Origin of the sequence: Paraburkholderia sp. (assembly GCF_036488795.1) — a bacterium.
Lineage (GTDB): Bacteria > Pseudomonadota > Gammaproteobacteria > Burkholderiales > Burkholderiaceae > Paraburkholderia.
This window is the reverse complement of sequence record NZ_DASXHA010000071.1, coordinates 15649-32988: the sequence shown is the minus strand read 5'-3', so window position 1 is coordinate 32988 and position 17340 is coordinate 15649. Positions and strand designations below refer to the sequence as shown.

Genomic DNA, 17340 nt, shown 5'->3' with positions numbered 1-17340 from the left:
CGATTACGCATTCACCACCGAAACCGCACCGCGTTGCATCACCTTCACAACCACCCGGCACCGCTTCGTTCTGCGTCGCTGCATCAGCAGCAGAGAAACGAGATTATGAAGAACTTTCGCGACGTCGTCAACAGGTTTTTTCAACTTCCTGAACCTGCCCGCCCCGCCGAAAGCCTTGCCACTGCTGGCTCTCCCGCCTCCCGCACTTCGTACCCGAAGCGCGAAAGACCGAGATTCTAGCGAGCCCTTCCAGCACTTGCAAGCGTTATTTTGACGAGCATTTTTACCGGTGCTTGAACGCCGGTTTGCGCTTCTCGACAAAGGCCGCCATGCCCTCCTTCTGGTCTTCCGTCGCGAACAGCGAATGGAACAGTCGGCGCTCAAAATGCACGCCTTCGGCCAAGGTAGTCTCGTACGCCCGATTCACGGACTCCTTCACCATCATCACCGCCGGCAACGGGAATTCGGCGATTGTCGTCGCTGCCGCGATCGCCTCTTCCAGCAACGACGCGGCGGGGATCACGCGTGAAACCAGCCCTGAGCGCTCCGCCTCGGCGGCGTCCATGAACCGCGCAGTTAGACAAAGATCCATCGCCTTTGCCTTCGAGACCGCGCGCGGCAGTCTTTGCGTGCCACCGGCACCGGGCATGATGCCCAGCTTGATCTCCGGTTGACCGAACTTCGCCGTGTCGGCGGCCAGGATGATGTCGCACATCATCGCCAGTTCGCAGCCGCCACCCAGCGCGAAACCTGCCACCGCCGCGATGATCGGCTTGCGGATCGAGCGCACGGTTTCCCAGTTTCGCGTGATGTAGTCGCCCTTGTAGACGTCCATATAGCTGTAACTGGCCATCATGCCGATGTCAGCGCCGGCGGCGAACGCCTTTTCGCTACCAGTGATGACGATCGCCCCAACGCCGTCGTCTGCATCGAAGGTGCGCAACGCCGCGCCCAATTCGTCCATTAGCGCGTCGTTCAGAGCATTCAGCGCTTTCGGACGGTTGAGGGTGATGAGGCCAACTCGTCCACGCGTCTCGACCAGAATGTTTTCGTAAGCCATGCAGTCTCCTTGATATGAAGATTGAATAACGCGAAATCGCTTCGCGCCGCCGTATCAGTAATGCTAACATTCACCAACCAACCGGTCGGTCAATTATTCGACAAGGTCTCTCCTAACCTCCCGTACCCAGATCTCTTGCCATGACACATCTGCTATTTTCCCAGCACGAAGACACGCTGCAAAAGGCGCTCGCCGCTATCGAAACACGCGGCTACTGGAGCCCATTTGTCGAAATGCCCAGTCCCAAAGTGTACGGTGAAACAGCCAATGCAGAGGGCGAGGCAGCGTTCAAGGGCCACCTGAACAGGACTTTCGAGCTCGATCAACCCACCACGGGCGAAACCGTTGGGGCAGAGATCTCGCCATTCGGCTTCCCACTCGGCATCCTCTATCCGAAAGCCGACCCGGCCGCACTGATTGATGCCACCGCCAACGCGCAGCGAGAATGGCGGCTCGCGGGACCCAAGACGTGGGTGGGTGTGAGTCTCGAAATCCTGGCCCGTGTGAATCGCGCCAGCTTCGAAATCGGCTACAGCGTGATGCACACCACCGGCCAGGCATTCATGATGGCTTTTCAGGCAGGTGGCCCGCACGCGCAGGACCGTGCACTCGAAGCGGTCGTCTATGCGTGGGACCAGCTGCGCCGCGTCCCCGCCGACGCGCATTGGGAAAAGCCACAAGGCAAAAACCCTCCTCTCGCGATGCACAAGCATTACACCGTCGCGCCGCGCGGCACCGGCCTCGTCCTGGGTTGCTGCACCTTCCCGACCTGGAACGGCTATCCGGGACTTTTCGCCGATCTGGCCACGGGCAACACGGTTATCGTCAAGCCGCATCCAGGCGCCATCTTGCCCCTTGCGATTACGGTACGCATCGCGCGTGAAGTGTTGCGCGAAGCCGGCTTCGATCCGAACGTAGTCACTTTGCTCGCCACCAATCCCAATGACGGCGCGCTTGTCCAGAATCTCGCCCTGCGCCCCGAAATCAAGCTGATCGACTTCACTGGCAGCACGCAAAACGGCACGTGGTTAGAGCGCAATGCGCACCAGGCTCAGGTCTACACCGAAAAGGCCGGTGTCAATCAGATCGTGATCGACTCAGTGGCAGACATCAAGGCCGCTGCGCGGAACATAGCTTTCTCGCTGGCGTTATATTCCGGCCAGATGTGTACTGCGCCCCAGAATATCTACGTTCCGCGCGACGGCATCCGCACTGCCGAGGGCACGATCAGCTTCGACGCAGTTACGCAGGCACTCGCCGATGCCGTCCAAAAGCTGGTTGCCGATCCGGCCCGTGCCGTCGAACTGCTGGGCGCCATCCAGAACGATGGTGTCGTGCAACGCATTGACGAAGCGCGAAAGCTCGGCCGTGTGCTGGTCGACAGCCAGTCGCTGACTCATCCGGTGTTTGCCGAAGCTCGCGTGCGCACGCCGCTCGTTCTGCGGTTAGACGCATCGACCGACTCCGCGCAGTTCACCAAGGAATGGTTCGGCCCGATCTCCTTCGTGATCGCAACGGATTCGACTGCTCAATCGCTCGACCTCGCGGGATCCATTGCCGCCGAGCACGGCGCACTTACGCTGTCCGTCTACAGCACGGACGAAGCCGTGATCGAAGTCGCCCACGAAGCCTCGCTTCGTGGCGGCGTCGCGCTGTCCGTCAACCTGACGGGCGGCGTATTCGTGAACCAGTCGGCGGCGTTCTCCGATTTCCACGGTACCGGGGCGAATCCGGCCGCGAACGCCGCACTGGCCGACGCCGCCTTCGTCGCCAATCGCTTCCGCGTGATTCAGAGCCGGGTTCATGTTGAACCCAAATTGGCACCGGAGACAGTCGGCTGAATGGCATAAGACGTATCGGGCCGATTCGTCCTATGCCATCTGGCCGAATGGAACGGGCGACGTGCGCCAACTAACATGAGGCATCGGATCGGTATGCACGCCGGTCCACCCTCCGCAGGAATCCGACATGAATGACGCCTTCATCTGCGACGCAATTCGTACCCCGTTCGGCCGCTACGGCGGCGCCCTGAGAGATATCCGTGCCGACGACCTGGGGGCGATACCCATCAAGGCGCTGATCGAACGCAATCCCGGCGCGGATTGGCACGCACTCGACGACGTGATCTACGGCTGCGCGAATCAGGCCGGCGAAGACAATCGCAATGTCGCGCGTATGTCTGCACTGCTGGCCGGCCTGCCGACCGAAGCACCCGGCGCCACCATAAATCGCCTGTGCGGTTCAGGCATGGATGCGGTTGGCATCGCCGCGCGTGCCATCAAGTCGGGCGAGGCGAGTCTGATGATCGCAGGCGGTGTGGAGAGTATGAGCCGGGCTCCGTTCGTAATGGGCAAGGCAACCAGCGCCTTCTCACGGCAGGCCGAGATTCACGACACGACAATCGGCTGGCGCTTCGTCAACACGTTGATGAAGCGCGACTACGGTGTCGACTCAATGCCCGAGACGGCGGAAAACGTCGCGATTGAATTCAGCGTGAACCGTGCCGATCAGGACGCATTTGCCCTGCACAGCCAACAAAAGGCCACACGCGCACAACGCGACGGGACCCTGGCGCAAGAAATCGTCGCCGTCGAAATTGCCCAGAAAAAAGGCGACCCCGTCCGCGTGACGCTTGACGAGCATCCGCGCGAAACTTCGCTAGGAGCTCTCGGCAAGCTCAAAGGCGTCGTACGCGCTGACGGCACCGTCACTGCCGGCAATGCCTCCGGCGTAAATGACGGTGCGTGCGCGCTACTGCTCGCCAGTCAGGCCGCAGCGAATCAATACGGACTGCGCCGTCGCGCACGCGTCGTCGCCATGGCAACGGCTGGAGTCGAGCCGCGCATCATGGGTATTGGCCCGGCACCCGCCACGCGAAAGCTGTTGCGGCAACTCGGAATGTCGCTTGAACAATTCGCTGTGATCGAACTAAACGAAGCATTCGCCTCGCAAGGGTTGGCGGTATTGCGCTCGCTCGGATTGCGTGACGACGATCCACGCGTCAATCCCAACGGCGGGGCAATTGCACTCGGCCATCCGCTCGGCGCATCCGGGGCGCGACTTGTCACAACCGCGCTCTGTCAGCTCGAACGCACAAATGGCCGCTATGCGCTCTGCACGATGTGTATCGGCGTCGGCCAAGGCATTGCGCTCGTCATTGAACGCGTCTGATAGTACATACGTTCCGCTCGCAGGCTATCACCCGGTCAGGAGGAGACAAACCATGTCTTATGAAACGATCCGCGTCGACCTCGACGCAACGAGCCGCGTCGCTACCGTGACGCTAAACCGGCCAGACAAGCTCAACAGCTTCACGCGGGCGATGCATCACGAGCTTGGCGCCGCGCTCGATGAAGTCGTTGCCGCAGGTGCGCGGGCCTTGGTGCTCACGGGCGCAGGGCGTGGTTTTTGCGCGGGCCAGGATCTGGCCGACCTCGACTTCACGCCCGGCGCGATGACTGACCTGGGCGCGCTGATCGACGAACATTTCAATCCCCTGATTCGCCGGCTACAGGCACTGCCCTTGCCCGTCATTGCCGCCGTGAACGGCACTGCGGCGGGCGCTGGGGCCAATCTGGCGCTGGCCTGCGATCTCGTACTCGCCGCACGTTCCGCCAGCTTCATTCAGGCATTCGTGAAGATCGGTCTGGTGCCGGATTCGGGCGGTACGTGGTTCTTGCCGCAGCGCGTCGGGATGGCTCGCGCGCTCGGCCTCGCGATCACTGGCGACAGGCTGGCCGCAGAAAAAGCCGAAAGCTGGGGACTCGTGTGGCGTGTCGTCGAAGACGCTGAACTAGCCGGTACCGCAGCCACACTCGCCGCCCAGCTCGCTCAGCAGCCAACCCGCGCGATCGCGGCAATCAAGCTGGCCATGCGCGCCAGCGCAACGCAAACGCTGGATCAACAACTCGACCTCGAGCGTGATCTGCAACGCGAACTCGGCGCATCACATGATTACGCAGAAGGTGTACTGGCCTTCATCGAGAAACGCGCACCGCGCTTTGAAGGCCACTGACATGTCCACACAACCCAACCCCGCCGGCTCAATGACGCCCGACGAACTGGCTCGTGCAACCGCCGAAGCCATGTATGCAGCAGACGCCTGCAGCCGCGCGCTGGGATTCGAACTGCTAGAAGCGCGACCCGGCTACGCGCGCCTGCGCATGACCGTGCGCGACGACTTCCTGAACGGCCATCGGATCTGTCACGGCGGTCTGATCTTCACGTTGGCCGATTCCGCCTTCGCGTTCGCCTGCAATAGCTACAACATCAACACGGTGGCGTCCGGCTGTTCGATTGAATTCTTGCGTCCGGTACAAGGCGGCGAGGTGCTGACCGCCGAAGCCGTCGAGCAGACATTGAGCGGTCGAACCGGCATTTACGACATTCGTGTGGCGAACCGTGCGGAGGAAACCGTGGCCATGTTTCGCGGCAAATCGGCGCAAATCAAAGGCAACGTGATTCCAACGGAAAGCTGAACCGACAGACGCCAGGGCGCAAACACTGCCCGCGAAGACTGCAAACCATTCCGAAGAAGCAAGGAGACATTCGATGAACACCACGCTCCCGCTCGACCCCATCGAAACGGCGAGCCGCGACGAACTCGCAGCACTGCAGCTCGAACGGCTGAAATGGTCGCTCGCGCATGCTTACGAGAATTCGCCGGTTTATCGGCGCAAATTCGACGAGATCGGGGTCCATCCCGGCGAACTGAAATCTCTCGCAGACCTCGCACGCTTTCCATTCACGACCAAGAAGGACCTGCGCGACAGTTACCCGTTCGGCATGTTCGCGGTCCCGCAGGAGCAGGTGTCGCGAATTCATGCGTCTTCGGGTACGACCGGCAAGCCGACCGTCGTCGGATACACCGCGCGTGATATCGATACATGGGCCAACGTCGTGGCGCGCTCCATCCGCGCCGCCGGCGCACGCCGCGGCGACAAGGTGCACGTGAGCTACGGCTATGGCCTCTTCACCGGCGGCCTCGGCGCGCACTATGGCGCGGAACGCGCAGGGCTCACCGTGATCCCGTTCGGCGGCGGCCAGACTGAAAAGCAGGTTCAGCTGATTCAGGACTTCCGCCCCGACATCATCATGGTGACGCCCAGCTACATGCTGTCGATTGCCGACGAACTGGAACGGCAACGCATCGATCCAGCGCAATGCTCGCTACGCATCGGCATCTTCGGTGCCGAACCGTGGACGAACGACATGCGCCTCGCCATCGAAAAGCGCATGGGCATCGACGCGGTCGACATCTACGGCCTTTCAGAAGTGATGGGCCCGGGCGTCGCCTCGGAATGTGTCGAAACCAAAGACGGTCCGACCATCTGGGAGGACCACTTTTATCCGGAGATCATCGACCCGGAAACCGGCGAGGTGTTGCCAGATGGTGAATTGGGCGAACTCGTGTTCACGTCGCTGACCAAGGAGGCGCTGCCCATCATCCGCTATCGCACCCGCGATCTCACCCGTCTCTTGCCGGGCACCGCACGCACGATGCGCAGGATGGCGAAAATCACCGGACGCTCGGACGACATGATGATCGTGCGCGGCGTGAACGTCTTTCCCACGCAGATCGAAGAACTCCTGCTGAAGCAGCGCGCGCTGGCGCCGCACTATCAGATCGTGCTGACCAGGGAAGGTCCACTCGACGTGCTGACGCTGAATGTCGAACCGTGTCCCGAAACGGCGCCGGACACCGCCGCGCTAGGTTCCGCGAAGCGGGCGCTGGCGTACGACATCAAGGCACTGATCGGAATTAGCGCCGTGGTGAATGTATTGGCGGTGAACGGGATTGAGCGCTCAGTGGGAAAGGCGCGGCGCGTGGTGGACAAGCGGAAGGCGCATGCTTGAGCGCAGCGGAGGCCACCGCGTGGATCAATATGCGCTGGCTTCCAGATGCGGCGGACGCGAAACTCTACATGCCCGGAGCGGCGCGGCAAACACGACCCGCACCCCTAAGGCTTGCCTCACGAATGCGGAGGTGCGGGCGTACCCCCGAGCCAAACGCCATACTCAAGGAAGGCCCGCGAAGCAGGCACTCGAACAGACAGGGGCGCATAAGCGGAATAGCCGAAGAATCACGGCCTGGGTGTGATTGCGCGGATCGCGTGCACCCGTCCGGGTCATCCCCACTCAAGAATTCGGCAACAACAGCCACATCCGTCCGGCCTGCTTCATCTTTCCGGCCAGATCGCCGGCATCGTCGCCCAGGCCCCAGAAATAGTCGGCCCGCACACCGCCCTTGATCGCCGAGCCAGTATCTTGCGCAAACACGAGACGGTTCATCGGCGAATTGGTCAACGGACGCGTGGTCTGCAAAAACACCGGCGTACCCAGCGGAATCGACGAGGGATCCACTGCAATCGATCGCTCCGGCGTCAACGGCACACCCAATGCACCAATCGGACCATCCGCGCCGCCACTCGGAACACTCTCGCCCGAAGGCATCTCGCGGAAGAACACAAAACGCGGATTCGTATCCAGCAGCGCGTCGACCCGCGTCGGATTAGCGCGCGCCCATGCCTTGATACCCTGCATGGTCGCCTGCGCCGGCGTCAACTCGCCGCGATCCAGCAGCCAGCGGCCAATCGACTTGTATGGCTGGTTGTTCGTCCCGCCAAAGCCCAGACGCATGACACTGCCGTCTTCCATCACGACGCGGCCCGAGCCTTGCACCTGCAGGAAAAACGCCTCGATGGGATCGTCGACCCACACAAGCTCATTGCCGTTAAGTACGCCCGCGCGCTCCAGTTGTGCCCGCGCGGGCAACGCCGCACCTGCCCGATAGCCGTCGGGCCAACGGTACAACGCGGTCTGATAGATACCGTGACGAACCCGCGACCCACGCAGCAATGGCTCGTAATAGCCGGTCACGAGGCCGTCCAGTGTGCCGTCCGTATTGGCGAACTGGAACGGCGTGAAATAGGCCTCGAAGAACGCGCGCGCGCTGTTGAGATCCAGATCGTCAATCTGCGCGGCGGCCGCACAGGCACGCTGCCAGTTCGGTTGACGGGCCAACCTCAGACAGTTTTGCCGCAGCGCAGCAGTGGCGCCGATCAGAGAGTCGTCCTGCCAGCCCGGCACCTGTTGCCAGGCGACCGGCGTAAGCCGCGTCGAAGCAATCTGCCCAGGAATGATGGCGGCGCCGCTGGGCGGCACGGATGTCCGCACCACGCTACTGCCGCCGCACGAGGCCAGCATCACCGCTACCGAAAGCGCCCCCAGCCAGCCGGCGAGCCGGCCGACAAACCGCATACAATGTTCGTTCTTGATGGAAACCGCCATGTCTGATCTGTTCGACGAATACCCGATGCTCATCTTCGCGCTGGAGTCTCTGCTGGCGCTGTTCCTGCTCGTCTTCATCGTAGTCTGGACGTCGTCCGGCAAGAAGAAAGCTGCGCGCGACAAACAGCGCTAAGGCTGTTTAAAGACCGCGCGAGGCGCCGCCGGTTCAATGGAGCGTGCGCGGCATGCGCAGGATGAATTCGGGCACCGGCGCCTCGAAACGCTCGCCGTCTTCCGCTACGCAGAAATACTCCCCACGCATCGTGCCGACCGGCGTCGCGATCACCGCCCAGCTCGTATATTCGAACTGCTCGCCCGGCTTGAGAAGCGGCTGATGACCGACCACGCCGAGGCCCTTCACTTCCTGCTCGTGTTTGTCGCTGTCCGTAATCACCCAGTGGCGCGCAATCAATTGCGCCGGCACCTGCCCGCTATTGCGGATGGTCAGCGTATAGGCGAACGCGTACTGCCGGCGCTCCGGGTCCGACTCGTCGGGCAGGTACTGCACCTGCGACGAAACGCTGAATTCGTACTGGCTCATCCTTGATCCGGTCTGGTAATACGTGTCATGAAAGTCTGCGGGAGGCCCGGGTGACCATGGCTCCAGGCGCGCCGGCAAAGGGCGCCGCCAAAGGTTCTTCTATGGATTGGCATTCTGCTTCATGCGGGGCATGCCCGCAACCGGACAATCCTACGCGGACAAGGCTTCGGCGCCCACAAGACGGTAAAATGGATTTTTCCGCCTGCCTCCCTGCCCAGCCATGACGCAATTCCGCATTTCCCCCAGCATTCTGTCCGCCGACTTCTCGCGGCTTGGCGAAGAAGTTCGTAATGTGGTCGCCGCCGGCGCCGACTGGATTCACTTCGACGTCATGGACAATCATTACGTGCCGAACCTGACCATCGGACCGATGGTGTGCGAGGCGCTGCGCCCGCACGTCGAGGTGCCCATTGACGTGCATCTGATGGTGCGCCCGGTCGACCGGATCGCACCCGACTTCGCCAAAGCCGGCGCCAACGTGATCAGCTTTCACCCGGAAGCCTCGGACCATGTCGACCGTACGCTGTCTCTGATCCGCGACCACGGCTGCAAGGCCGGTCTCGTGTTCAACCCGGCCACGTCGCTCAATTATCTGGATCACGTCATGGATAAGGTCGATCTGGTGCTGATCATGTCCGTGAATCCGGGCTTCGGTGGCCAGTCCTTCATTCCCGAGGCGCTCAACAAGCTGCGCGAAGCGCGCAAGCGGATCGACGCCTACGCCGAAAAGACCGGCCGTGAGATTCACCTCGAAGTGGACGGCGGCGTGAAGATCGACAACATCGCCGAAATCGCGGCGGCAGGCGCGGACACGTTCGTGGCCGGTTCGGCCATCTTCGGTCATCACGACTACAAGACGGTGATCGCAGAGATGCGCAGCGAACTCGCCAAAGTGGGGCGCGCGGCATGACGACCAGCACGACGCCCCAGTTCGCCGCTCCCGCCTTCACCGGCCCGCGCCTGCGGGCGGCGATCATCGACCTCGACGGCACGATGGTCGACACCGCGGACGACTTCACCGCAGGCCTGAACGGCATGCTCGCCCAGCTCGACGCGACGGAAACCTCGCGCGAGGAGGTGGTGGGCTACGTCGGCAAAGGCTCGGAGCACCTGATCCGCAGCGTGCTGGCGCCGCGCTTCGAAACGGCCCACGCGCAAGACCGCTTTGACGAAGCCCATGCCATCTATCAGGAGGAGTACGCGAAGATCAACGGTCGCCACTCGTACCTGTATCCGGAAGTGGAAGCGGGTCTCGTCGCCATGCGCGATGCCGGCCTGAAACTCGCGTGCGTGACCAACAAGCCGCATCGCTTCGCCGTGGAATTGCTGCAGCAATATGGGCTGATCGGCTATTTCAGCGTCGTGATCGGCGGCGACAGCGTGTCGAAAAAGAAGCCGGACCCGCTGCCCATGCTGACCGCCTGCGCACAGCTGGAGGTGCCGCCGGAAGCGGCGGTTGCCATCGGCGATTCGGAAAACGACGCGCTGGCGGGCCGTGCAGCAGGCATGGCCACGCTGAGCGTCCCCTACGGCTACAACCACGGCCAGTCTGTGCAAACTATAAAATCGGATGGTATAGTTAGCTCGCTGCTGGGTGCCGCCAAGGCTATCGCAGCGCACAACTCAACGACCTGACACGTCCTTCATCATCATGTTTCTGAACAAAAAACGGAGTCTGAGCAGCATCGACCGGGGAGCCTGGCCCTGGCGTCGCTGGTCGCGCTAACCTCTCCTGAGGTACGCTGAAGCTCGTCTTCGGCACCGTTTTTTGCTTCGCTGCGCTCACGCGCCTTTCCCATTCGTTTTCGCTACGTCGGTTCAAGTGGCCCTCGTGTACCCAAAGTACCGTGGCATGCCTGAACCATGCACGCGTCGCAGGGAAAGCTCGCGCCGGTTAGCCTAAGCTTGTCGATATCACGCCCCAATACGGCCGTCGGCAACGCTGGTAGCGCAACGCCCCCGCTTTGTCCGACGCACGCTGCGCGCCGGACCTATGAACAGGATCGGAACATGACCGAACTCGAATTCCAATCCCTCGCAAATGAGGGTTACAACCGCATTCCGCTGATCGCCGAAGCGCTCGCCGACCTCGAAACGCCGCTCTCGCTCTATCTCAAGCTGGCTCAGCCCGAACGCAACGGCGCCAACTCGTTCCTGCTGGAATCGGTGGTGGGGGGTGAACGCTTCGGCCGCTACTCGTTCATCGGCCTGCCGGCTCGCACCGTGCTGCGCACCCGCAGCGGCGTGTCGGAGATCGTCAAGGACGGCAAGGTCGTCGAAACCCATGAAGGCGATCCGCTCGACTTCATCCAGCAGTTCCAGGAGCGCTTCAAGGTTGCCCAACGTCCGGGGCTGCCGCGCTTCGCGGGTGGTCTGGCCGGTTACTTCGGCTACGATGCCGTGCGCTACATCGAAAAGAAGCTTGCGCACACCGCGCCGCCGGACGATCTGAACCTGCCCGATATCCAGTTGCTGCTGACTGAAGAAGTCGCGGTGATCGATAACCTCGCAGGCAAGCTGTATCTCGTGGTGTACGCCGATCCGACCACGCCCGAGGCCTACACCCGTGCGAAGCAGCGTCTTCGCGATCTGCGCCAGCGTCTGCGCACCACCGTCCAGCCGCCCGTGACATCCGCCAGCGTGCGCACCGAAACCTACCGCGAATTCGCCAAAGACGACTACCTGGCCGCCGTCCGCAAGGCGAAGGAATACATCGCGGCCGGCGAGCTGATGCAGGTGCAAGTCGGCCAACGTCTGACGAAACCCTATCGCGACAATCCCCTTTCGCTGTACCGCGCGCTGCGTTCGCTGAATCCGTCGCCGTACATGTATTACTACAACTTCGGTGATTTCCATGTGGTGGGCGCGTCGCCGGAAATTCTGGTGCGTCAGGAAAAGCGCGGTGAGGACCGGATCGTCACGATTCGTCCGCTCGCCGGCACCCGCCCGCGCGGCAATACGCCGGAACGCGACGCCGAACTCGCCACCGAACTGCTGAACGACCCGAAGGAAATCGCTGAACACGTAATGCTGATCGACCTCGCGCGCAACGACGTGGGGCGCATCGCGCAGATCGGCTCGGTGGTCGTCACCGACAAGATGGCGATCGAAAAATACTCACACGTGCAGCACATCGTGAGTTCGGTCGAAGGCAAGCTGAAACCCGGCACCACCAATTTCGACGTGCTGCGCGCCACCTTCCCGGCCGGCACGCTGTCGGGCGCCCCAAAGGTCCGGGCGATGGAACTGATCGACGAACTCGAGCCCGTCAGACGCGGTCTGTACGGCGGCGCGGTCGGCTACCTGTCGTTCACCGGCGAAATGGATCTGGCCATCACGATCCGTACCGGCGTGATCGCAAACGGCAATCTGTATGTGCAGGCGGCAGCGGGCATCGTCGCGGATTCAGTGCCGGAATCCGAATGGCAAGAGACCGAAAACAAGGCGCGCGCCGTGCTGCGCGCCGCCGAGCAGGTGCAAGACGGCCTCGATAGCGACTTTTGACCGGAGATAGACCATGCTGCTGATGATCGACAACTACGACTCGTTCACCTATAACCTGGTCCAGTACTTCGGCGAACTCGGCGAAGACGTGAGGACTTATCGCAACGACGAAATCACCCTGGATGAAATCGCCCGCCTGAATCCCGAGCGCATCTGCCTGTCGCCGGGACCGAGCAACCCGCAACATGCGGGCATCACGCTCGACGTGCTGCGCGAGTTCTCCGGCAAGTATCCGATTCTCGGTGTGTGCCTTGGCCATCAGGCGATCGGCGAAGCGTTCGGCGGCCGCGTTGTGCGCGCGCAAACCATCATGCACGGCAAGGTGAGCCAGATCGAAACCGACTGCAAAGGCGTTTTCGCCGACCTGCCGAAGCATTTCGTCGTCACCCGCTACCACTCGCTCGCCATCGAACGCGAGTCGCTGCCCGATTGCCTCGAAGTGTCCGCGTGGACGGAAGACGGCGAGATCATGGGCGTGCGTCATAAGACCTTCAACGTCGAAGGCGTGCAGTTCCATCCCGAATCGATCCTCTCCGAACACGGCCACGCCCTGCTCGAGAATTTCGTGAAGCATTCGAAGTCGCCGGCCGCGCCGCGCAGCGCTTGATTACCCGAGGCGAAATCATGTCGATTACCCCCCAGGAAGCGCTGCAACGCACGATCGAGCACCGCGAGATTTTCCACGACGAAATGCTGCACCTGATGCGCCTCATCATGCGCGGCGAATTGTCGCCGGTGATGTCCGCGGCGATCATCACGGGCTTGCGCGTCAAAAAAGAGACCATCGGCGAAATCACCGCTGCCGCCACGGTGATGCGTGAATTTGCCCGGCACGTCGACGTGCCGGACAACTCGAACTTTGTCGATATCGTCGGCACCGGCGGCGACGGTGCACACACCTTCAACATCTCGACGGCGACCATGTTCGTCACCGCCGCGGCGGGCGCAAAAGTCGCCAAGCACGGCGGCCGCAGCGTATCGAGCAAGTCGGGCAGCGCGGACGTGCTCGAAGCACTCGGCGTCAATATCGATCTGCAGCCGCAACAGGTGGCGGCCTCCATTGCGGAAACCGGCATGGGCTTCATGTTCGCGCCGAACCATCACCCGGCCATGAAGAACATTGCGCCGGTACGGCGCGAGCTCGGCGTGCGAACCATCTTCAACATCCTCGGGCCGTTGACCAATCCGGCTGACGCACCGAACCAGTTGATGGGCGTGTTCCACGCGGACCTCGTCGGCATTCAGGTGCGCGTGATGCAGCGACTCGGCGCGAAGCACGTGCTGGTGGTGTACGGAATGGACGGCATGGATGAAGTTTCGCTCGGCGCGGCGACGCAAGTCGGCGAGTTGCGCGACGGCGAGGTCCGCGAGTATGAAATCCATCCGGAAGACTTCTGCATGCAGATGGTGTCGAACCGTTCGCTGAAAGTAACGGACGCGGCCGAATCCAGGTCGATGCTGCTCGAAGCTCTCGACAACAAGCCCGGCGTGGCGCGCGAAATCGTCACGCTGAACGCCGGCACCGCGCTCTACTCCGCGAATGTGGCCCCCTCGATCGCCGAAGGCATCCAGCTGGCGCGCGAGGCCATCGCGAGCGGCAAGGCACGCGCGAAGGTCGACGAGCTGGTCCGCTTCACCCAGCAATTCAAGCAGTAACACTGCATAGAGATAACTATGAGCGACATTCTGCAACGCATCATCGAGGTCAAGCGCCAGGAAATCCACGCGGCGCAACTGAGCGCGCCGCTCGAAGAGCTGCGCCTCGAAGCTTCGGCACGCGACAAGCGCGACTTCGTCGGCGCACTGCGCGCGAAGCAGGCAGCCGGCCAGGCAGCCGTGATTGCCGAAGTGAAAAAGGCCAGCCCGTCGAAAGGCGTGCTGCGCGAGCATTTCGTGCCGGCAGAGATTGCCCGCTCGTACGAGCAAGGCGGCGCCGCCTGCCTTTCGGTGCTCACCGACGTGCAATTCTTCCAGGGCAGCGCGAAGTATCTGGAAGAAGCGCGCGCGGCCTGCCATCTGCCGGTGCTGCGCAAGGACTTCATCATCGACCCGTATCAGATCGTCGAAGCGCGCGCGATGGGTGCCGACGCGATCCTGCTGATTGCCGCCGCGCTGGAGACCTCGCAGATGCAGGAGCTCGAGGCGTTTGCGCATTCGCTCGGCCTCGCCGTGCTGGTCGAAGTCCACGACAAGAACGAACTGAAAGAAGCGCTGACCTTGAAGACGCCGCTGATGGGCATCAACAACCGCAATCTGCGCACCTTCGAAACCTCGATCGAAACCACGATCGGCATGCTCGACATGATCCCGGAAGACCGTATCGTCGTGACCGAATCGGGCATCCTGTCGCGCGAGGACGTGGACCGCTTGCGTGCGATGGACGTGCATGCGTTCCTCGTCGGCGAAGCCTTCATGCGCGCCGAACAACCGGGCGCGGAACTGGCGCGGATGTTTTTCTGACTTTTTTCAAGCGAGCGGGAAACCATCGTCATGGGCATCGAACGTGAAATCAAGCTGGCGCTGCCGGCCGACCAGCTGGACGCCGCCTCCCACTGGTTCGTGACGCGCACGGGCAGCGCGGGGCAGCCGGTCGCACTCACCAACATCTACTTCGACACGCCCGCGTTGACACTGGCGCGCTCGAAGAGCGCGCTGCGTCTGCGGCACACACCGGATGGCTGGCTGCAGACCTTCAAGACCGCCGGCAATGCCGCTTCGGGTATGCATAGCCGGCACGAATGGGAAATGCCGGTGGCCGGCGAGAAGCTGGAAATCGACACGTTGCTGAAAGCTTGCGACGAACCCACGGTGGCGGCCGCGCTACGCGGCGCCGCGCCGGATCTGATCGAACTGTTTCGCACGAATTTCACGCGCACGCTGTGGCAACTCGACAGCCATGGATCGTCGATTGAAGCAGCCATCGATCAGGGCGACGTGATCGCCGAGGTCAACGGTGAGACGCGCCGTGCGCCGATCCTCGAAGTCGAACTCGAATTGAAAAGCGGCGACGAAGCTGCGCTGCATGCAGTGGCGAGCGAACTCTGCGCGAACGTACCCGGCCTCGCGCCGGACGACATCAGCAAGGCTCAGCGCGGCTATCGGTTGCGCGAGAAGTAAGCGGTTTGCGGGTACGCCATCTCAATGGCGCTGCCCGCTTTCGTCTTGAGCTACAGCCCGTTTGCTGCGACACTTGCCCGCCATGACCTCCGCCTCCTCCCGCTCCCGTTCCCCGTCGTCGCAGGTTTCGCTATTCGGCGACGACACGCCCGCAAGCGCAATCTCTACAGCCACGCCGCCAACACCGGCTGCATCACCCAGTTTCCCGCCGCTCACTCTCGAAGCCCAGTTCGACGCGCTGCCGCCGGCGTGGCGCGCGCATCTGCAGCCGTTCGTCGAAAGCGATGCGTACGCGCCGCTGTGCCGCTTCGTCGATGGTGAACGGGCCGCCGGTAAAACCGTCTACCCCGCCGACGTCTTCCGCGCGCTGCGTCTCACGAGCCCGGACGAGGTCAAAGTCGTCATCCTCGGTCAGGACCCGTATCACGGCGAAGACCGCGGCACGCCGCAGGCTCACGGACTGGCGTTTTCCGTGCCGCCGGCGGTGCGTCCGCCGCCGTCACTGCGCAATATCTTCAAGGAAATCGCCGCCAGTCTTGGCCACGAGCCGCCGCGCCATGGGTGCCTCGACGCATGGGCGAAACAGGGCGTGCTGCTGTTGAACACCGTGCTGACCGTCGAACGCGATTCGGCCGCCAGTCACGCCAAACGCGGCTGGGAAAAATGCACGGACACGCTGATCCGCGAGCTGGCCATGCGCCACGACGGCCTGGTGTTCATGCTGTGGGGCGCGCATGCGCAGGCCAAGCGCACGCTGCTGGGCGGCAAATCGCACTACGTGCTGGAGGCGCCGCATCCGTCGCCGCTGTCGGCGCATCGCGGTTTTCTCGGCTGCGGGCACTTTGCGCTTGCCAATCAGTATCTGCAGACGCACAACCGTCAACCAATCGACTGGCGCCTGCCCGACGAAGCGCAGATGCTGGCTTAAAGCCAGCCGTAAGACGTAAGACTTAAGACGCGACCACGAGCCGCACAAAGCAAAACGCCACGGACTTTCGTCCGTGGCGTTTTGGCTTTCAAACTGAGCGACCGCGACTGCTTGCCCTCCAGCTGCCAAAAAATGCAGCCGTATCAGCAGCGCCGCAGCCAGAAACTTACGCGGCGCTAGCGATCGTTTCGCGCGCGCCAGCCAGAGCGGCAGTGGCTGCGTCCGGGCCCATGTTCAGGCCTTCGGCGTAGATGAACGTCACGTCGGTCATGCCGAGGAAGCCGAGGAAGGTCTTCAGGAACGGCGTCTGGCTTTCGTTCGGGGTGCCGAGGTACTTGCCGCCGCGCGCCGAAACCACATACACCTTCTTGCCCTTCACGAGGCCTTCCGGACCCGTTTCCGAGTACTTGAACGTGATACCGGCGCGTGCGATGAAGTCGAAATACGTCTTCAGTTGCGACGACACGCCGAAGTTGTACATCGGGGCACCGATCACGATGATGTCAGCGGCTTGCAGTTCGGCGATCAGGGCGTCGCTGCGTGCAGCGATAGCGGCTTGTTCCGGGGTGCGAGCGTCAGCGGGCGTGAAGAACGCGCCGAGGATCGAATCGTCGAGGTGCGGCAGCGGCTCAGCTTGCAGATTGCGGACGACGACTTGCGCGCCCGGGTTCGATTGTTGCAGCTTCTCAGTCAGTTCGTTGACGAGCAGCGTTGAATTCGCGCCTTGCGAACGGGCTGCCGAGTTGATTTGCAGGATCGTGGTCATGGGTCACTCCAGTTGGGGCGCGCAGTGTTGCGCGAGTGGAGCCATTGTGTTTTTTTACTGACCCGGGAAAAAGCCATTCCGCAGCGACGGATTGTTGCAAGGGTAGAACAATCCGCCGCCGGGAGCTTCCGGTC

General features: G+C 62.4%; 17 protein-coding genes. 13 read left to right on the top strand and 4 right to left on the bottom strand.

The features are described from left to right. Positions 1-283: 283 nt before the first annotated feature. Positions 284-1060 (bottom strand): enoyl-CoA hydratase, encoded by a 777-nt coding sequence (locus VGH41_RS09665; RefSeq protein WP_331597173.1) that lies wholly within the window; start codon positions 1058-1060, stop codon positions 284-286. 140 nt (positions 1061-1200) lie between these two features. Here VGH41_RS09665 and paaN point away from each other — a divergent pair, with 140 nt between their 5' ends. From paaN to paaK, 5 genes are all read left to right on the top strand, one after another. Then, positions 1201-2901: a phenylacetic acid degradation protein PaaN gene (gene paaN / locus VGH41_RS09660; RefSeq protein WP_331597172.1), complete on the top strand. Its 1701-nt coding sequence runs from the start codon at positions 1201-1203 to the stop codon at positions 2899-2901. Positions 2902-3028: 127 nt separating this feature from the next. Beyond that, positions 3029-4231, top strand: coding sequence for a 3-oxoadipyl-CoA thiolase (gene pcaF, locus VGH41_RS09655; RefSeq protein ID WP_331597171.1), 1203 nt, complete (start codon positions 3029-3031; stop codon positions 4229-4231). Positions 4232-4283: 52 nt separating this feature from the next. Beyond that, positions 4284-5075 (top strand): 2-(1,2-epoxy-1,2-dihydrophenyl)acetyl-CoA isomerase PaaG, encoded by a 792-nt coding sequence (paaG, locus tag VGH41_RS09650; protein WP_331597170.1) that lies wholly within the window; start codon positions 4284-4286, stop codon positions 5073-5075. Position 5076: 1 nt separating this feature from the next. Continuing rightward, entirely contained in the window at positions 5077-5538 is a 462-nt protein-coding gene (gene paaI / locus VGH41_RS09645) for a hydroxyphenylacetyl-CoA thioesterase PaaI (RefSeq protein ID WP_331597169.1), read from the top strand. 73 nt (positions 5539-5611) lie between these two features. Next, positions 5612-6916 (top strand): phenylacetate--CoA ligase PaaK, encoded by a 1305-nt coding sequence (paaK, locus tag VGH41_RS09640; RefSeq protein ID WP_331597168.1) that lies wholly within the window; start codon positions 5612-5614, stop codon positions 6914-6916. Positions 6917-7198: 282 nt separating this feature from the next. Here the strand turns inward: paaK and VGH41_RS09635 are convergent, their stop codons facing one another. Next, the gene (locus tag VGH41_RS09635; protein WP_331597167.1) at positions 7199-8428 is read right to left on the bottom strand and encodes a murein transglycosylase A; all 1230 of its coding nucleotides are present in this window, start codon (positions 8426-8428) and stop codon (positions 7199-7201) included. 88 nt (positions 8429-8516) lie between these two features. Continuing rightward, positions 8517-8891 carry a Co2+/Mg2+ efflux protein ApaG gene (gene apaG / locus VGH41_RS09630; RefSeq protein ID WP_331597166.1) on the bottom strand — a complete coding sequence of 125 codons (375 nt, stop codon included), beginning with the start codon at positions 8889-8891 and terminating at the stop codon, positions 8517-8519. A 220-nt stretch (positions 8892-9111) separates the two neighbouring features. Here apaG and rpe point away from each other — a divergent pair, with 220 nt between their 5' ends. The 8 genes from rpe to VGH41_RS09590 all read left to right on the top strand — a co-directional run bounded on the left by rpe (position 9112) and on the right by VGH41_RS09590 (position 16440). Further along, the gene (rpe, locus tag VGH41_RS09625; RefSeq protein WP_331597165.1) at positions 9112-9801 is read left to right on the top strand and encodes a ribulose-phosphate 3-epimerase; all 690 of its coding nucleotides are present in this window, start codon (positions 9112-9114) and stop codon (positions 9799-9801) included. Continuing rightward, entirely contained in the window at positions 9798-10526 is a 729-nt protein-coding gene (locus tag VGH41_RS09620) for a phosphoglycolate phosphatase (RefSeq protein ID WP_331597164.1), read from the top strand. The genes rpe and VGH41_RS09620 overlap by 4 nt, the downstream gene beginning before the upstream one ends. Positions 10527-10901: 375 nt before the next feature. After that, entirely contained in the window at positions 10902-12395 is a 1494-nt protein-coding gene (gene trpE / locus VGH41_RS09615) for an anthranilate synthase component I (protein WP_331597163.1), read from the top strand. A 13-nt stretch (positions 12396-12408) separates the two neighbouring features. Then, positions 12409-13002 carry an aminodeoxychorismate/anthranilate synthase component II gene (locus VGH41_RS09610; RefSeq protein ID WP_331597162.1) on the top strand — a complete coding sequence of 198 codons (594 nt, stop codon included), beginning with the start codon at positions 12409-12411 and terminating at the stop codon, positions 13000-13002. 17 nt (positions 13003-13019) lie between these two features. Beyond that, a complete protein-coding gene (gene trpD / locus VGH41_RS09605; RefSeq protein ID WP_331597161.1) occupies positions 13020-14051 on the top strand; it encodes an anthranilate phosphoribosyltransferase in 1032 nt (343 codons plus the stop codon). Between the two features lie 18 nt (positions 14052-14069). After that, complete coding sequence (gene trpC / locus VGH41_RS09600) at positions 14070-14855, top strand: indole-3-glycerol phosphate synthase TrpC (protein ID WP_331597159.1); 786 nt, start codon at positions 14070-14072, stop codon at positions 14853-14855. A 30-nt stretch (positions 14856-14885) separates the two neighbouring features. Then, positions 14886-15512 carry a CYTH domain-containing protein gene (locus VGH41_RS09595; RefSeq protein ID WP_331597158.1) on the top strand — a complete coding sequence of 209 codons (627 nt, stop codon included), beginning with the start codon at positions 14886-14888 and terminating at the stop codon, positions 15510-15512. 82 nt (positions 15513-15594) lie between these two features. Beyond that, the gene (locus tag VGH41_RS09590) at positions 15595-16440 is read left to right on the top strand and encodes a uracil-DNA glycosylase (RefSeq protein ID WP_331597157.1); all 846 of its coding nucleotides are present in this window, start codon (positions 15595-15597) and stop codon (positions 16438-16440) included. Between the two features lie 166 nt (positions 16441-16606). On the opposite strand, the gene VGH41_RS09585 is transcribed toward VGH41_RS09590, so the two are convergent. Next, positions 16607-17206: an FMN-dependent NADH-azoreductase gene (locus VGH41_RS09585; RefSeq protein ID WP_331597156.1), complete on the bottom strand. Its 600-nt coding sequence runs from the start codon at positions 17204-17206 to the stop codon at positions 16607-16609. Between the last annotated feature and the right edge of the window lie 134 nt (positions 17207-17340).

Bases quoted from the DNA above. Each gene is read 5' to 3' on its own strand.
- trpE (WP_331597163.1), top strand. From the start codon at position 10,902: ATGACCGAACTCGAATTCCAATCCCTCGCAAATGAGGGTTACAACCGC.
- pcaF (WP_331597171.1), top strand. From the start codon at position 3,029: ATGAATGACGCCTTCATCTGCGACGCAATTCGTACCCCGTTCGGCCGC.
- VGH41_RS09665 (WP_331597173.1), bottom strand. From the start codon at position 1,060: ATGGCTTACGAAAACATTCTGGTCGAGACGCGTGGACGAGTTGGCCTC.
- VGH41_RS09585 (WP_331597156.1), bottom strand. From the start codon at position 17,206: ATGACCACGATCCTGCAAATCAACTCGGCAGCCCGTTCGCAAGGCGCG.
- trpD (WP_331597161.1), top strand. From the start codon at position 13,020: ATGTCGATTACCCCCCAGGAAGCGCTGCAACGCACGATCGAGCACCGC.
- VGH41_RS09610 (WP_331597162.1), top strand. From the start codon at position 12,409: ATGCTGCTGATGATCGACAACTACGACTCGTTCACCTATAACCTGGTC.
- paaI (WP_331597169.1), top strand. From the start codon at position 5,077: ATGTCCACACAACCCAACCCCGCCGGCTCAATGACGCCCGACGAACTG.
- VGH41_RS09590 (WP_331597157.1), top strand. From the start codon at position 15,595: ATGACCTCCGCCTCCTCCCGCTCCCGTTCCCCGTCGTCGCAGGTTTCG.
- VGH41_RS09620 (WP_331597164.1), top strand. From the start codon at position 9,798: ATGACGACCAGCACGACGCCCCAGTTCGCCGCTCCCGCCTTCACCGGC.
- paaG (WP_331597170.1), top strand. From the start codon at position 4,284: ATGTCTTATGAAACGATCCGCGTCGACCTCGACGCAACGAGCCGCGTC.
- rpe (WP_331597165.1), top strand. From the start codon at position 9,112: ATGACGCAATTCCGCATTTCCCCCAGCATTCTGTCCGCCGACTTCTCG.
- VGH41_RS09635 (WP_331597167.1), bottom strand. From the start codon at position 8,428: ATGAAGACGAGCAGGAACAGCGCCAGCAGAGACTCCAGCGCGAAGATG.
- apaG (WP_331597166.1), bottom strand. From the start codon at position 8,891: ATGAGCCAGTACGAATTCAGCGTTTCGTCGCAGGTGCAGTACCTGCCC.
- VGH41_RS09595 (WP_331597158.1), top strand. From the start codon at position 14,886: ATGGGCATCGAACGTGAAATCAAGCTGGCGCTGCCGGCCGACCAGCTG.
- paaN (WP_331597172.1), top strand. From the start codon at position 1,201: ATGACACATCTGCTATTTTCCCAGCACGAAGACACGCTGCAAAAGGCG.
- paaK (WP_331597168.1), top strand. From the start codon at position 5,612: ATGAACACCACGCTCCCGCTCGACCCCATCGAAACGGCGAGCCGCGAC.
- trpC (WP_331597159.1), top strand. From the start codon at position 14,070: ATGAGCGACATTCTGCAACGCATCATCGAGGTCAAGCGCCAGGAAATC.